The sequence below is a fragment of the Pseudomonas sp. PS1(2021) genome (genome assembly GCF_020405165.1).
Lineage (GTDB): Bacteria > Pseudomonadota > Gammaproteobacteria > Pseudomonadales > Pseudomonadaceae > Pseudomonas > Pseudomonas aeruginosa.
In genome coordinates, this window is the sequence record NZ_CP084484.1 from 5940506 (window position 1) to 5954779 (window position 14274).

The 14274-nt window shown below is 65.8% G+C and carries 15 protein-coding genes; 6 read left to right on the forward strand and 9 right to left on the reverse strand.

The annotated features are described in order from the left end of the window. Positions 1–4 precede the first annotated feature (4 nt). From LE197_RS28260 to LE197_RS28270, 3 genes are all read right to left on the reverse strand, one after another. Positions 5–217 (reverse strand): YgdI/YgdR family lipoprotein, encoded by a 213-nt coding sequence (locus tag LE197_RS28260; RefSeq protein ID WP_003097061.1) that lies wholly within the window; start codon positions 215–217, stop codon positions 5–7. Positions 218–434: 217 nt separating this feature from the next. After that, on the reverse strand, positions 435–836 hold the full coding sequence (locus tag LE197_RS28265; protein ID WP_003099687.1) for an SMI1/KNR4 family protein: 402 nt from the start codon (positions 834–836) through the stop codon (positions 435–437). A gap of 196 nt (positions 837–1032) precedes the next feature. Then, entirely contained in the window at positions 1033–1887 is an 855-nt protein-coding gene (locus LE197_RS28270; RefSeq protein WP_003099685.1) for a Tim44 domain-containing protein, read from the reverse strand. A 361-nt stretch (positions 1888–2248) separates the two neighbouring features. Between LE197_RS28270 and LE197_RS28275 the strand changes: the two genes are divergently transcribed. Both LE197_RS28275 and LE197_RS28280 read left to right on the forward strand, forming a co-directional pair. Beyond that, entirely contained in the window at positions 2249–4006 is a 1758-nt protein-coding gene (locus LE197_RS28275; RefSeq protein WP_003099684.1) for a cation:proton antiporter, read from the forward strand. Positions 4007–4321: 315 nt separating this feature from the next. Further along, complete coding sequence (locus tag LE197_RS28280) at positions 4322–5629, forward strand: MFS transporter (RefSeq protein ID WP_003097074.1); 1308 nt, start codon at positions 4322–4324, stop codon at positions 5627–5629. Positions 5630–6044: 415 nt separating this feature from the next. Here the strand turns inward: LE197_RS28280 and tonB1 are convergent, their stop codons facing one another. Next, positions 6045–7076, reverse strand: a complete 1032-nt coding sequence (tonB1, locus tag LE197_RS28285; RefSeq protein WP_003121399.1) for an energy transducer TonB1 — start codon at positions 7074–7076, stop codon at positions 6045–6047. A gap of 92 nt (positions 7077–7168) precedes the next feature. After that, positions 7169–8137 carry a CobW family GTP-binding protein gene (locus LE197_RS28290; RefSeq protein ID WP_003146839.1) on the reverse strand — a complete coding sequence of 323 codons (969 nt, stop codon included), beginning with the start codon at positions 8135–8137 and terminating at the stop codon, positions 7169–7171. 102 nt (positions 8138–8239) lie between these two features. Here LE197_RS28290 and LE197_RS28295 point away from each other — a divergent pair, with 102 nt between their 5' ends. Further along, entirely contained in the window at positions 8240–8608 is a 369-nt protein-coding gene (locus LE197_RS28295; protein ID WP_003099679.1) for a hypothetical protein, read from the forward strand. Between the two features lie 152 nt (positions 8609–8760). On the opposite strand, the gene LE197_RS28300 is transcribed toward LE197_RS28295, so the two are convergent. The 3 genes from LE197_RS28300 to dksA are packed head-to-tail and all read right to left on the reverse strand — an operon-like array spanning position 8761 to position 11020. After that, positions 8761–9402 carry a DUF1826 domain-containing protein gene (locus tag LE197_RS28300; RefSeq protein WP_003099676.1) on the reverse strand — a complete coding sequence of 214 codons (642 nt, stop codon included), beginning with the start codon at positions 9400–9402 and terminating at the stop codon, positions 8761–8763. After that, a complete protein-coding gene (gene zigA / locus LE197_RS28305) occupies positions 9399–10601 on the reverse strand; it encodes a zinc metallochaperone GTPase ZigA (RefSeq protein WP_003146840.1) in 1203 nt (400 codons plus the stop codon). Before zigA ends, LE197_RS28300 begins: the two co-directional genes overlap by 4 nt. A gap of 14 nt (positions 10602–10615) precedes the next feature. Continuing rightward, positions 10616–11020, reverse strand: a complete 405-nt coding sequence (gene dksA / locus LE197_RS28310) for an RNA polymerase-binding protein DksA (protein ID WP_003097086.1) — start codon at positions 11018–11020, stop codon at positions 10616–10618. 112 nt (positions 11021–11132) lie between these two features. Between dksA and LE197_RS28315 the strand changes: the two genes are divergently transcribed. After that, positions 11133–11549 (forward strand): hypothetical protein, encoded by a 417-nt coding sequence (locus LE197_RS28315; RefSeq protein WP_003097088.1) that lies wholly within the window; start codon positions 11133–11135, stop codon positions 11547–11549. Here the strand turns inward: LE197_RS28315 and LE197_RS28320 are convergent. Then, positions 11527–12720, reverse strand: a complete 1194-nt coding sequence (locus tag LE197_RS28320) for an N-acetylmuramoyl-L-alanine amidase (protein WP_016264008.1) — start codon at positions 12718–12720, stop codon at positions 11527–11529. The two genes, LE197_RS28315 and LE197_RS28320, sit on opposite strands and share 23 nt — an antisense overlap. A 99-nt stretch (positions 12721–12819) precedes the next feature. Here LE197_RS28320 and folE2 point away from each other — a divergent pair, with 99 nt between their 5' ends. Next, positions 12820–13716, forward strand: a complete 897-nt coding sequence (gene folE2, locus LE197_RS28325; RefSeq protein ID WP_016264007.1) for a GTP cyclohydrolase FolE2 — start codon at positions 12820–12822, stop codon at positions 13714–13716. Then, on the forward strand, positions 13713–14273 hold the full coding sequence (locus tag LE197_RS28330; RefSeq protein ID WP_003099663.1) for a hypothetical protein: 561 nt from the start codon (positions 13713–13715) through the stop codon (positions 14271–14273). Before folE2 ends, LE197_RS28330 begins: the two co-directional genes overlap by 4 nt. The last annotated feature ends 1 nt before the right edge of the window (position 14274 follow it).

Here is a 14274-nt window from a genome sequence, read left to right on the forward strand (position 1 = left end):
GCCGCTACTGCGGGCGAATGGTGCGCACATTGTCCTTCTTGATCAGGATGGTGTCGCCATTCAGCTGTTCGAACTCGTAGTAGTCATTGTATTTGTCGTAATCCGACTGATCCTTGACCAGGACCTCGCTGCCATCTTGCAAAGTGACCACCGCCTGGTTGGCGCAACCCGCCAGGCTGGTCAGCAGCAATGCAGCGAACAGAGCTTTGAACTTCATAGAATCTCCACACGGGGCAGCGCACTTGCCTACATCCGGAGCGACAAGTGCGGAATTGCCCTTGTGACCGTCGCAATCGAGGGAAATTCCTTAGCGCAGCGGCGCTTTGTCGGAGACGAAGCGCCGACGGCGCCGCGCAGGGCCTCCAGGCAGCCTCGCGCGACGTCGGGAAGTCAGCGGCAAAGGCGCGTTGCAGAGCCTTTGCGGCGGTTCAGGCTCAGCTCTCCAGCCAGACGTCGCGAGCCCAGACCCACACCGAATCCCAGCTTTCATCGGTGAGGTCGCCATCGGCCCAGAGCACCACCTCGCCGTCCTCCGCCACGCAGTAGTAGCTGCCGTCGTCCTCGCAAAGCGGGATCAGCTCGCGCGGAACGCCCAGGTCCCAGGCAGTGGCCGCCACTTCGGGCAGGTAGGTGTGCGAGTGCGGATCGGTCACGGTCACCGGCTCCAGGCGGCCGTAGACCACATCGCTGACCAGCAGGAGGAATTCGCGGAACTCGGCGGGAATGCCGATCAGCAGCTCTTCCTCGATTTCCACCAGCAGTTCTTCTTCCGGCAGTTCCAGGGGCACCGGAACCGGTTCGTTGAGTTCACGCAGTTTTTCGATGACGTCTTCCACGACAGGCTCTCTCGCAACGGGTGGCGCGCTTTTTATACAGTAGCCGCACCGAGCGCAAGACAAGTGTCGCGGCTGGCCTTCGGCCATGGCGCCGGACGAATGGTCGGTCAACCCGCCAACGGAGATGAAAAAACCCCCGTTCCCTGGCGGAAGCGGGGGTTTCGGCGGCCCCCGAAGGGACCGCAACCACTCGGGATCAGTTCTGCCGGATACCGGCCACCAGCCATGGCTGGTTCTCGCCCTGGGCGCGCTCCATCCGCCAGCTTTCGCTGAAGGCTTCGCCCTGGTCGAAGCGCGAGGTCTTCGACACACCGCTGAAGGTCAGGGTGGCGATGGTCTTGTCGGCCTGGTCGTCGACGCCGTCCAGTTGCACGACCAGGTTGTCGATGTAGGTGGACTGGTAGGCGTCGCCGATCTCGGCGCGCTCCTGCTTCAGCCATTGCAACATCTGCGGGGTGACGAACTCGGCGATCTTGTCCATCTCGTTGGCATCCCAATGCTGCTGCAGGGACATGAAGTGTTCGCGAGCGGCACCGACGAAGCGCTCCTCGTTGAACCAGCTCGGCGCGTTGATCACCGGGCTCGGCGCAGCGGCAGCAGCGGCGGCGCCACCGAAGATCGGCGCCTGGGCCGGCATTTCGCGCTGCATCGGCGCGTGCCCGGCCATCGCAGGCTGGCCCTGGTTCTGCTGGCGCCGGCGAGCGGCGATGAAGCGGAAGGCGATGAAGGCCACCAGGGCGATCAACAGGATGTCGAGCATCTGGATGCCCTCGAAGCCGTCGCCCATGAACATGGAAGCGAGCAGGCCGCCCGCGGCTATACCGGCCAGCGGGCCGAGCCAGCGCGAAGCACCGCTGGCGGCAGCGGCGGGACGAGCGGCGTTGGGGGCGGCAGCAGTGGCGTTCGGCGCAGTGGCCGGCTGCGCCTGGCGGGTCTGGTGGCTGGGTGCCGAGCCGAGGCTCTTGCCGCCGCCGAAGCGCTTGGCATTGGCATCCAGGCTGACGGTCAGCGCCAGGCAGAAGGCGAGGGCGATGCTGAGAACACGCTGCATTGTAGTCTTTCTCTCTTGGGGGAATCGACGCGCGCCATGTTGCGGCGGTACGGGCGACAGGACCAGCCGGATTTTGTTTCGGGCTATTGCTCCCCGGCCGCCGTTTTTTCGCCCGCCGCGTCTGGCTCGCGGGTCGGCGCCAGGGTACACCTTCGTTGCCGGGGACGACAGGCATGCACGCGGATCGGCGCGCGAAGATCCGCCCGGCGACCCGGGAAGCACAACGCAGAGCCTCGCCGAAACGTCTGTTACAGTTTTTTTCAGCCCACCGATCAAGCACTTGCGGATGCTAGTCTGCGGGTCTGCGAGGCCGCCCGGTCGCCGCGTCTGCCGACCCATTCCCCGAGCGAGGACCGCCGCCATGCATGCCGTCGATTTCATCCAGGACCTCGCCGTGATCATGCTGGTGGCGGGTGTGGTCACTATCCTCTTCCACCGCCTGCGCCAACCGGTGGTCCTCGGCTACATCGTCGCCGGCTTCATCATCGGCCCGCACACCCCGCCCTTCGGACTGATCCACGACGAAGACACGATCAAGACCCTGGCCGAACTCGGGGTGATCTTCCTGATGTTCTGCCTCGGCCTGGAGTTCAGCCTGCGCAAGCTCTTCCAGGTCGGCGCCACGGCGTTCATCGCGGCGTTCCTGGAAATCGTCCTGATGATCTGGATCGGCTTCGAGATCGGTCGCTTCTTCGAATGGAGCACCATGGACTCGCTGTTCCTCGGTGCGATCCTGGCGATCTCCTCCACCACCATCATCGTCAAGGCGCTCGGCGACCTGAAGATGAAGAACGAGCGCTTCGCCCAACTGATCTTCGGCGTGCTGATCGTCGAGGACATCCTCGGCATCGGCATCATCGCCCTGCTGTCGGGAATCGCCGTGAGCGGTTCGGTGGAAACCGGCGAGGTGTTCTCCACGGTCGGCAAGCTCAGCCTGTTCATGATCGTCGCGCTGGTCGTCGGCATCCTCCTGGTGCCACGCCTGCTGGCCTACGTGGCGAAGTTCGAGAGCAACGAGATGCTGCTGGTCACCGTGCTCGGCCTGTGCTTCGGCTTCTGCCTGCTGGTGGTGAAGCTGGAATACAGCATGGTGCTCGGCGCCTTCCTGATCGGCGCGATCATGGCCGAGTCGCGCCAGTTGGTGCAGATCGAACGATTGATCGAGCCGGTCCGTGACATGTTCAGTGCGATCTTCTTCGTCGCCATCGGCCTGCTGATCGACCCGAAGATCCTCGTCGAGTACGCCTGGCCGATCGCCCTGATCACCGTCGCGGTGGTGCTCGGCAAGATGTTCTCCTGCGGCATGGGTGCGTTCATCGCCGGCAACGACGGACGCACCTCGCTGCGGGTCGGCATGGGCCTGTCGCAGATCGGCGAGTTCTCCTTCATCATCGCCGCCCTGGGCATGACTCTGAAAGTCACCAGCGACTTCCTCTACCCGGTGGCGGTAGCGGTCTCGGCCATCACCACCCTGCTCACCCCGTACCTGATCCGCGCCGCCGACCCGCTCTCGCAGCACCTGGCCAACGCCATGCCGCAGCGCATGGCGAGGATCTTCGGCCACTACGGCGACTGGCTGCGCAGCATCCAGCCGCAGGGCGACCGTGCGGTGCTGGCGGCGATGATCCGGCGCATCTTGCTGCAGGTCGGGGTGAACCTGGCGCTGGTGATCGCGATCTTCCTCGCCGGCGGTTATTTCGCCGATACGCTTTCCGCCTGGATGAGCCAGTGGGTCGCCTACGACGGGCTACACAAGGCATTGATCTGGGGCGGCGCGCTGCTGGTCTCGCTGGCCTTCCTGATCGCCGCGTACCGCAAGCTCAAGGCCCTGTCGATGCTGCTGGCCGAACTCGGGGTCAAGCCGGAGAAAGCCGGACGCCATACGGCGCGGGTACGTCGGGTGATCTCCGAGATAATCCCGCTGCTGTCGCTGGCCGGCATGATGGTGCTGCTGGCGGCGCTCAGCTCGAGCATCCTGCCGCCGGGCGAGTTGCTGGTCGTAGTGGTGCTGGTCGCCGGCCTGGTGATCGCAGTGCTCTGGCGCTGGCTGATCCGCGTGCATTCGCGGATGCAGATCGCGCTGATGGAAACCCTCGACCAGGAAAAGGGCAGCCACTGAGAGCCAAGCGATCCCGGCCTGCCGTCGAATCGGCGGATAACCACGCTGCGGTTATTCGCCCTCGCCTGCACCTGGTGTCGCTATCGGACCCTTTGCCCTGAAGGATCGGCGGATTTCCGCTTATCCATACTCCCGGTCGGCGGACTCCCGCTCGGCCAAGACCACCCCGCTCCTCTTCCAACCCAGTCCCCACGCGGCTTTCCCGCGTTGGCACGGCACCTGCTATCGAGCCATCCAATACGTCGCCCTCGCGATGTGCCGGTGTGCTGCGCCCTGATCAGCACATCCAAGACAACAACGAAAAGAGGAAACACGATGGAAAGCGCCAACGCCATTTCCGCGTCTGCCCAGCCCCGCACCACTTCGCAACGCATCAAGTCGATCTTCAGCGGTTCCGTCGGCAACCTGGTCGAGTGGTACGACTGGTACGTCTACGCCGCCTTCTCGCTGTACTTCGCAAAGGCATTCTTCCCCCAGGGCGACATGACCGCCCAACTGCTGAACACCGCAGCTATCTTCGCCGTGGGCTTCCTGATGCGCCCGATCGGTGGCTGGCTGATGGGTATCTATGCCGACCGCAAGGGCCGCAAGGCGGCGTTGCTGGCCTCGGTGCTGCTGATGTGCTTTGGCTCGCTGATCATCGCCCTGACCCCCAGCTATGAAACCATCGGCGTCGCCGCGCCGATCCTGCTGGTGGTCGCGCGCCTGCTCCAGGGCCTGTCGGTCGGCGGCGAATACGGTACCTCCGCCACCTACCTGAGCGAGATGGCGAACAAGGAACAGCGCGGGTTCTTCTCCAGCTTCCAGTACGTGACCCTGATTTCCGGCCAGCTCATCGCCCTGGCGGTGCTGATCGTCCTGCAACAGACCCTGACCGTAGAACAACTGGAAAGCTGGGGCTGGCGCGTACCCTTCTTCATCGGCGCGCTGTGCGCAGTGGTGGCGATGTTCCTGCGTCGCGGCATGGAAGAGACCGAGTCCTTCTCGAAGAAGAAGGAAGAGCCGAAGGAAAGCCTGCTGCGCACCCTGCTGCGCCACCCGAAGGAAGTGCTGACCGTGGTCGGCCTGACCATGGGCGGCACCCTGGCCTTCTACACCTACACCACCTACATGCAGAAGTACCTGGTGAACACGGTAGGCATGAGCAAGACCGATTCGACCATGATCTCGGCTGCCACCCTGTTCCTCTTCATGCTGCTGCAGCCCATCGTCGGCGCCCTCTCCGACAAGATCGGCCGGCGGCCGATCCTGATCGCCTTCGGCGTACTCGGCACCGTCTTCACCTACCCGATCCTCAGCACACTGCACAGCGTCGACAGCTGGTGGGGAGCGTTCTTCCTGATCATGGCGGCGCTGGTGATCGTCAGCGGCTACACCTCGATCAACGCGGTGGTGAAGGCCGAACTGTTCCCCACCGAGATCCGCGCCCTGGGCGTCGGCCTGCCGTATGCCCTGACCGTGTCGATCTTCGGCGGCACCGCCGAATACGTTGCCTTGTGGTTCAAGAGCGTCGGCCTGGAGAGCGGCTTCTACTGGTACGTCACCGCCTGTATCGCCTGCTCGCTGCTGGTCTATGTGTTCATGAAGGACACCCAGAAGCACTCGAAGATCACGACCGATTGATTGAGCCTCGTGCTCACGGCCCCGACACACTCCGGGCCTTTTTATCCACAGGACGGCGACCTTCGGGTCGCCGTCCTGCTTTTTGGCGCGGCAACCGATTCCCCCACACCCGCCGACTGTTGGTCTACGGCACGGCATCCCGATCGACGCCCTAGGGCGCGCAATGCCGGCGGCGTAATCTTCCGGTGTCCCTGCGCTCCACGGCGGATAACCGCAAGCGGTTATTCGCCCTGCGGCTCGTCATTCCGGCGGGGCTGGAACCTCGGCGCGCAAACGCCGATCTCCTCGCGTTCCCACGGTGGAACAGCGCAAGGGGCCTGCCGTCCCCAGGCAGCGAAGCCCCGTCTGCGAGACCTACCGGGAATAAAAAAACCGCGCTCGAAGGCGCGGCTCTTTTCGTTGTCAGAGAACCGCCTCAGCGGCGCTTCTCGATCTTGAAGAAGAACATCTTGGTCGCCTGGCGGGCGACGATCTTGCCACCACTGACACGCGGCTCGAAACGCCACTTGGCCATGGCCTGGCGCACTTCGCGGTCGAACATGCGCGACGGCACCGACTCCAGCACCTGGATGTCGTCAATGCGGCCATCGCTGGTGATGGTGAACAGCACCTTCACCCGGCCTTCGATACCCCGGGCCTGGGCCATCCGGGGATAGACCGGAGGATCCATGCGCAACGGCTTGATGTCACTGTCGTTGAGGCTGCCGCTGGGCAGGCCGGCCGGACCTTGCGAGCCGCTGGGCGCGGTCTGCGCGCCGGGCGTGCTCTGCCCGACGGTAGGTGCGGGCGGCGGCGGGGCGGCGCTGGACGGGCTGGGCTGGCTGGATGCCTCCGTGCTCGGCTCGGGTTCCGGCTTGGGTTTGGGTTCCGGCTTCGGCTTGGCCTTGGGAATGGCGTTTTCCACCGGTTTGGGCTTGGGTTTCGGCTTGGGCTTGGGTTTTTCCACCGGCTTCGGCTTCGGCGGCTCCGGCTTGGGTTCCTCGATCTTCGGCGGCGTCGGCTCCGGCGCGGCAGCCGGCGGCTGCGGGGTCGGCTCGGCCTTCTTCTCGAGCTGGACGAAATTCACCTGCATGGTCTTCGGCAGTTCGCCGTGGCCAAGGTTGAGTTCGGCCGGGGTCGGCATCACCCACACCAGCGCACCGATGATCGCCACATGCATCGCCACCGCCGCGCCGGAGGACAACCACCAGCGCGACTTGGGCGGCTCGCCGGGGACGTCTTCGGGATCGCTGCCATGGGCGTAGGGGATCAGCACTTCCTCGACCGCCACTTCCTCGTCGCGGCGCGCGCCGGAGCAGTCCACCACGCGCAGGTTGGGTTCTCCGCGCTGGGCATTCACGCATGGCAGGGACTCGCTTTCGTCTCCCTGGGCGGGAGCGGTGGGGTGGTCTTCGGCGAGCGCGGCCAGCGAAAAACGGTCAGGCGACCGTGAAGGCTGTGGCGACATGAGGGCGACCTGCGGAGAAGTGAAAGGTAAGGAAGTAGAGTCTTCTGATAATTATTATCATTCAGTCGCGTCCTCAGGGCAACCTTGGCGGATCATTCCGCGACCATCCGACACGCCAGGAACGCCTCTTCGAGCGCCTCTTCATCCGCGCCTGCGGCGAGGATCAGTTCCAGCCGATTATCCCGCCGCCACGAGGACTTGCCCCAGTTATCCACAAACGGCGCGGCATTCGCTGCATACCAACCGTCCGCGCAATGCAGCACCGCCTTGGCCCGCCGCAGTCCGGACAAACGGTTCAGCCAGGCGTCCACTGCGACCCGATCGAAACGCACCGACGGCGCCAGCCGCCAGCCGATGGCGAACTGGCCGTCCTGCTCGCGCACGGCGCGCAGCGGTCGCTCGGCGGGCAGCACCGTTCCCAACTGAGCAGGCGCCTCCGGCAGGGCCGCCCAGGTCGTCGCGCTACCGTCCCCGGCAACGCTGGTCGGCAGATCGCGCAATGCCAGGTGACCGCGCACGCTCCAGCGCAACGGCAGGACCGGCAGGCGCGCACGCACGGCGCAGCGCTGCGTCGCGTCGAGCGTTTCGGATTTGTTCAGCAGCAACATGCCGGCCGCTTCCAGCGCCTGTTCCTGTGCCTCCGGCAGCGGTTGGCCGGAGGCCAGCGCGGCGGCATCCAGCACCACTACCAGGGGTTGCAGGGCCAGGACGCCGGACCAGGGAGGAGCCTGCAGCTGTTTCCACAGCGCCTGCGGATGTCCCAACCCGGAGGGTTCGATGAACAGCCGGTCCGGCCGTGCCCGACGCAACAAGCGACCGAGCCCCACCTGGAACGGCACGCCATTGACGCAGCAGAGGCACCCGCCCGCCACCTCGCCGATGGCCACGCCGTCGACGTCCGTGGCCAGCAGCGCGGCATCCAGGCCGATCTCGCCGAACTCGTTGACCAGCACCGCCCAGCGCTCGCCCGCCGGCTTCTGCGCCAGCAGCGAGCGGATCAGGCTGGTCTTGCCGGCCCCCAGGGGGCCGCCGATCAGGTGTGTGGGTATCTCTCGAAGCATCTGCGCAACCGGAATGTGAAAGCCTGTGGATCAATGCGGTCCTTGCCTGCGGGGAGCCAGGCCCCGTGTTAGAGTCGCGCCCGTCTGCAATGGAGTCCTCGCATGCGTCCGTTCCTGTTCTTCCTGTCCTGCCTGCCGGGCCTGGCCCTGGCCGAAGCCTGCATCGTCCATAGCCAGGCGAAGAATCTCGACGTGAAGGTCTGCCAGCAGAACCGCAGCATCCCGGCCAAGCTGTTCCGCGAAGGCTTCTGCCAGCCACAACTGCAGGGCCAGAAGGTCGAGGTGACGTTCGCCGAGGAATGTCCGACGGGCGCCTTCGGTGTCTGCCGCGACGCCAGGGTACCCAACGCGCCCTATCGGCAGGACATCTTCTACTACGGCATCGCGACCGACGCACGCTACCTGGAGCCGTTCTGCGCCAGCCAGAGCCAAGGTCGCTGGGAAGAGCCTAGCGCCGCGAAAAAGCCCTGAGCGCGTCATCAGCCTGTCACAGCGTCAGGGCTAAATGGGAGTCGGGTACCTCAGCACCCTTCGTCCCCATCCCCAAGGTAGGACGACTTTTTGGTGATAGGCCATCTGCGGATGGCCTTTTTTTATTCCTCGAAAGACACTTGTCCACAGGCTCAGGCAAGCCAGTCCAGGGTCAACAGCAGGCGCGCCAGCCCAGGCTCCGCTCGCGGCGAGCGATGCACCAGCCCGGCACCTTCGTTACCCTCCCAGCGTTCGCCCTTGAGCAGCGCCACGTCGCCCGTGGACAAGCTGTGGATAAGCTGTTCGTCGACAACTTCGGCCTGCGCTCCGCCAAGCAGCCGACGGTCCAGGCCGGACTCGTCCAGCCATTCGCTGGCGGCGCCCTGGTAGGTGGTGACCAGCCGCAGCGGCACGTGGTCGACGTGGAAACGCGGGCACATCGGTTTATCCAGAACGCGCAGGCGCAGGCCGATACGCCGCGCCCCGGTCAGGCAGGAGAAGGCCTCGACCAGCCAGCCCAGGTCGTCGAGGAAATCGGTTTGTCCCGGCAGTTGCTGCGCGTCGAGCAGGCCGTCCAAGACGGGTAGCCGTTCCTCTTCCATCTCCAGCGTCTGGCTCAGCGCCAGTCCCGGCCGGTTGCGCACCAGGGCGGCGGCGAAGTCGCGCAGCGCCGGGCTCAACCGGCGTGTCCAGACCGCCAGGTTGACGCCCTCGCGAAGCACCTCGGCCAGCACCTGGGGGTCGTCATCGAACGCCTGGCACGGCAACGGTTTTTCCTGCGGCAGTGCGCTCATGCGGCGTGCCCCCAGTCCTCGAAGGGGTCGTCCAGGCCCTGCCAGCCGGGGATGCCCAGGTTCATCTCGGCGTCATCCAGCAGGCAGGCGTCCAGGGCTGCGCGCAGGGCCGCGAAGTCCAGGTTCTGACCGATGAAAACCAGCTCCTGGCGACAGTCGCCGACGCCTTCCTCCCAGTGCCGCATGATCGCCCGCAGGCCCTCTTCGTCCTGTGGCCACTGTCCGGTCGGCACGAAGCGCCACCAGCGGCCCGCCAGGCCGTAGCGCATCAGGCCGCCGGCCTGCGACCAGCTGCCGGCCTCGCGGGGCCGGCTGGCGAGCCAGAAGAAGCCCTTGGAGCGCAGCAGCCGCCCCTGCTTCAGCGGATTGTGCAGGAAGGCGTGGAAGCGCGCGGGGTGGAACGGCCGGCGCGCCCGGTAGGCCATGGAGGCGATGCCATATTCCTCGGTTTCCGGCAGGTGCTCGCCGCGCAGTTCCTTCAGCCAGCCCGGCGCGGACGCCGCGCGATCGAAATCGAAGCGACCGGTATCGAGGATCTTCGCCAGCGGCACCTGACCCATCACCATCGGCAGGATCTCCGCCTCGGCATTGAGCTGGCGCAGGATCGCCAGCAGTTCCTCGCGCTGCTCGCTGGAGATCAGGTCGATCTTGCTGACCAGGATCACGTCGGCGAATTCGACCTGGTCGATCAGCAGGTCGGTGATCGAGCGCTGATCCTCCTCACCGAGGGTTTCGCCACGACTGGCCAGGCTGGCGGCCTCCTGGTAGTCGCGGAGAAAATTCATCCCGTCGACCACCGTGACCATGGTATCCAGTCGCGCCACGTCGGACAGGCTGCGGTCCAGCTCGTCGCGGAAGGTGAAGGTCTCGGCCACCGGCATCGGTTCGGAAATCCCGGTGGACTCGATCAGCAGGTAGTCGAAGCGGCCTTCCCGGGCGAGACGGCCGACCTCTTCCAGCAGGTCTTCGCGCAGGGTGCAGCAGATACAGCCGTTGCTCATCTCCACCAGGCGTTCTTCAGCGCGGTTCAGGCTGACATCGCGCTGGACCTCGCTGCCATCGATATTGATTTCGCTCATATCGTTGACGATCACCGCAACCCGGCGGTTCTCGCGGTTCTTCAGCAGATGGTTGAGCAGCGTGCTCTTGCCGGCGCCGAGAAAGCCGGACAGCACGGTGACAGGTAGGCGTTGGTTCACGGTTGGTAACCTCTTCAGTTGTGCCGCACGTGGCGTTCGCGCTTCTCCTGGCGCTCTTTCGCCTCGATGCAGAGGGTGGCGGTGGGACGCAACAGCAGGCGGCGCAGGCCGATCGGCTCGCCGGTTTCCTGGCACCAGCCGTAGTCGCCGCGGGCCAGGCGCTCCAGCGCTTCGTCGATCTTGTCGAGCAGCTTCTTCTCCCGCTCCAGCAGGCGAAGTTGCCATTGCCGCTGTTCCTCGCGGGAAGCCAGGTCGGCCTCGTCGCTGGGGCGTTCGAGATCGCGCAGCTCGCCGAATTCGCCTTCGATGCGCGCCTGAAGTTCCTGGCGCTGACGCAGCAGCAGGTCGCGGAAGAAGTCCTGCTGGGCTTCGTCCATGTAGGCAGCGTCGGGCTGGGCAAGCAGTTCCTGTTCGGTCATGGGCTGAACCTGGGAAATTTAAAACGTTATACTATAACAATTAACACCACAATCGATGGCCCGCCAATCGCCTTCCGGCTACCCTGGGCCCACGTCATCCCGGGATCCACCGATGCGCCGCGTCCTCCGCCTTTACTGCCTGGCCCTCCTGCTGCTCGCTCCGGCGGCACAGGCGCAGGGCTTTCTTCCCGGCACCCGCCCGGCGGAATGCGCCTACCTGCGTACCGTTCTGGCCTGCATGGATCGGCTGGGCAACCACTACAGCGTCGCCACCGGCGGCAACGACACCTGGCTGCGCGGCTACGACGCGGCGAGCGGACGACGCTGGGCCCAGACCAATACGCGCTACGGGCGCCTGACCTTCTTCAGCGGCATCGCCAGCGATGGGGAAATCTGGGTCGGCCTCAGCCGCAACATCGGCTGGACCAGCGTCAGCCGCCTGAGCAGTTCATCGGGCCAGCGCCAACGCCTGACCTGCGGGCGGGTCAGCGGCTGCAGCGAAGGCCCTAGCCGGGAGGCTGCGCGCTGAGCGCCGCCAGGTAGCTGCCGGCGGGAGGGCGTTGCCGGAAGTAGCCCTGCACGCCAGCGAAGATCGCCTCGGCCAGGCGCTGGCGATGGTGTTCGTCCATCAACCGGCGACAATCGCCGCGATTCGAGATGAAGCCGGTCTCCACCAGGATCGAAGGGATGTCCGGCGACTTGAGCACGGCGAAGCCGGCCTGCTCGACACGCTTCTGGTGCAGCGCGGTGACGTCCGACAACTGGCCGAGCACGCTGTGGCCGAGGTCCAGGCTGCTGGCGATGGTCGAACTCAGGGCCATGTCGAGGATCACCCCGGCGAGTACCTTGTCGCGCCCCTGTAGTGGCAGGTTACCGCTGTTGCCGATCAGGTCGGCGCCGTTCTCGCGCTCGGCCATCCAGCGCGCCATGGTCGAGCTGGCGCCATGCTCGGAGAGGGCATATACCGACGCGCCGGAGGCGGTCAGTCGCGGCGCCGCGTCGGCGTGCACCGAGACGAACATGTCGGCGTTGTAGCGCCGGGCCACTTCCGGCCGCTTGCGCAGCGGGACGAACACGTCGCCGTTGCGCACCAGGCGCGCCTTGAAGCCTTTCTCACGGTCGATCCGCCGCGCCAGCAGGCGGGCGATGGCCAGCGCCACGTCCTTTTCGCGCTCGCCCTTGCTACCGACCGCGCCGGGGTCCTTGCCGCCATGGCCGGCATCGACCACCACGAGGATGTCGCGGCCCGTCGAGGGTAGCGGGCGGGCCAGCGCCAGCATCGGCTCGGGGGGCGCCGCCAGCGCCTGTGGATAAAGGTCCAGGACCAGGCGATGGCCCTTTCCCGCCTGCGGTTCCAGGGCGAAGCTGCGCGGCCTGACCGCCTGGCGCAGGTCGAGGACGATGCGCGTCCCGCCGCCACCCAGTTGGCCACTGCGTATGGCGCGCACGGGGCCGTCCAGCGGTAGCTCGGAGAGCGTTGCGAGCAATTGCGCGTCGGGCAGGTCGAGGATCAACCGCTCGGGGGCCTGCAGGGAAAAGGTTCGATAACGCGGCGGGCCGTCCAGTTCCAGCACCAGGCGCCAGCTTTCCGAGGAATTCCAGGCCCGGGCCTGGCGGATTCGTACATTGGCGCTGGCGGCCAGGAACGGCTGGAGGGCCAGGCCGGCGAGCAGGCTTTGCAGGAGACGACGGCGCTTCATCGACGAAATACCCGATTGCAAGGGTCGGCATTAGCTAATACGTTATATTATAACATTCAAGCCATTTCCAGGCCTTGCCTACCCTTCTTCGAGTTCTCCATGAATGCCTTGACGCTTCCCGATATCGCCCGCCAGACCACCACCGCCGATCTTCCCCTGGACTGGGTCGGCATGCAGGGCATCGCCCTTCCCGTGCAGATCGGCGGGCAGAGGGTCGCCGCCGAAGCCGATGCCGGTGTCAGCCTGGACGACCCGCAGGCCCGCGGCATCCATATGTCGCGCCTCTACCTGGCGCTGGCCGAACTGGAACAGGGCGAGCTGGACCTTTCCTGCCTGCGCGCCGTCCTGCAACGCTTCCTCGACAGCCACGCCGGCCTGTCGCGTCGCGCCTACCTGCGCCTACGCCTCGCGCCGCTGCTGCGGCGTCCGGCGCTGGTCAGCCCGCTGAGCGGCTGGAAACGTTATCCACTGGTGCTGGACACGCGCCTGGAAGGCGATGACTTCCAGGCCGAAGTCCATCTCGAGCTGACCTACTCCTCGACCTGCCCCTGTTCGGCGGCACTGGCCCGGCAATTGATCCAGGAGCGCTTCGACCAGGACTTCGCCGGACAGCCGCTCGATCATGCCAGCGTGCTCGCCTGGCTCGGCAGCAGCGCCGGCATCGTCGCCACCCCGCACAGCCAGCGCAGCAGAGCGCACCTGCGCATCGGCCTGGCGGAAGACTGCATCGGACTGCCCCTGGAAGAGCTGGCGGATCTCGGCGAAAGCGCCCTCGGCACCGCGGTGCAGACTGCGGTGAAACGCGCCGACGAGCAGGCCTTCGCCCTCGCCAACGGGCAGAACCTGATGTTCTGCGAGGACGCGGTGCGCCGGCTGCACCGCGCCCTGCTGGGTTATCCACAGGCGAGCCGGTTCTCCATACGGGTCGTCCATGCGGAAAGCCTGCATGCCCATGACGCCGTCGCCGAAAGCCATTGGCAGCGAGGTGCAGCATGATCCGCAAGAATCCCTCCGGCGACCTGCCGGTGATCGACGAATCGGCCTATGTGGACAAGACCGCGATCATCTGCGGCAAGGTGATCATCCAGGCCAACGTCTTCGTCGGTCCCTACGCAGTGATCCGTGCCGACGAAGTCGACGCCGACGGCGGCATGCAACCGATCGTGATCGGCGCCAACTCGAACATCCAGGACGGCGTGGTGATCCATTCCAAGTCGGGTGCCGCGGTGACCATCGGCGAGCACAGCTCCATCGCCCACCGCTCCATCGTCCACGGTCCTTGCGAAGTCGGCGACCGGGTCTTCATCGGCTTCAACAGCGTGCTGTTCAACTGCCGGGTCGGCGATGGCTGCGTGGTCCGCCACAACGCGGTGGTCGACGGCTGCGACCTGCCAGCGGGTTTCTACGTACCGTCCACCGAGCGCATCGGTCCGCGCACCGACCTGGCGAGCATGCCGCGGGTCAGCGTTTCCGCCAGCGAGTTTTCGGAAGACGTGGCGCGCACCAACGTCGACCTGGTACGCGGCTACAAGTCGCTGCAGAACGAGTTCTGAA

Excerpts from the sequence above, each read along its gene's own strand:
- LE197_RS28280 (WP_003097074.1), top strand. The coding sequence starts at position 4,322 with ATGGAAAGCGCCAACGCCATTTCCGCGTCTGCCCAGCCCCGCACCACT.
- LE197_RS28270 (WP_003099685.1), bottom strand. The coding sequence starts at position 1,887 with ATGCAGCGTGTTCTCAGCATCGCCCTCGCCTTCTGCCTGGCGCTGACC.
- tonB1 (WP_003121399.1), bottom strand. The coding sequence starts at position 7,076 with ATGTCGCCACAGCCTTCACGGTCGCCTGACCGTTTTTCGCTGGCCGCG.
- LE197_RS28320 (WP_016264008.1), bottom strand. The coding sequence starts at position 12,720 with ATGAAGCGCCGTCGTCTCCTGCAAAGCCTGCTCGCCGGCCTGGCCCTC.
- dksA (WP_003097086.1), bottom strand. The coding sequence starts at position 11,020 with ATGACCGAACAGGAACTGCTTGCCCAGCCCGACGCTGCCTACATGGAC.
- LE197_RS28275 (WP_003099684.1), top strand. The coding sequence starts at position 2,249 with ATGCATGCCGTCGATTTCATCCAGGACCTCGCCGTGATCATGCTGGTG.
- folE2 (WP_016264007.1), top strand. The coding sequence starts at position 12,820 with ATGAATGCCTTGACGCTTCCCGATATCGCCCGCCAGACCACCACCGCC.
- LE197_RS28330 (WP_003099663.1), top strand. The coding sequence starts at position 13,713 with ATGATCCGCAAGAATCCCTCCGGCGACCTGCCGGTGATCGACGAATCG.
- LE197_RS28290 (WP_003146839.1), bottom strand. The coding sequence starts at position 8,137 with ATGCTTCGAGAGATACCCACACACCTGATCGGCGGCCCCCTGGGGGCC.
- LE197_RS28260 (WP_003097061.1), bottom strand. The coding sequence starts at position 217 with ATGAAGTTCAAAGCTCTGTTCGCTGCATTGCTGCTGACCAGCCTGGCG.
- LE197_RS28300 (WP_003099676.1), bottom strand. The coding sequence starts at position 9,402 with ATGAGCGCACTGCCGCAGGAAAAACCGTTGCCGTGCCAGGCGTTCGAT.
- LE197_RS28315 (WP_003097088.1), top strand. The coding sequence starts at position 11,133 with ATGCGCCGCGTCCTCCGCCTTTACTGCCTGGCCCTCCTGCTGCTCGCT.
- LE197_RS28295 (WP_003099679.1), top strand. The coding sequence starts at position 8,240 with ATGCGTCCGTTCCTGTTCTTCCTGTCCTGCCTGCCGGGCCTGGCCCTG.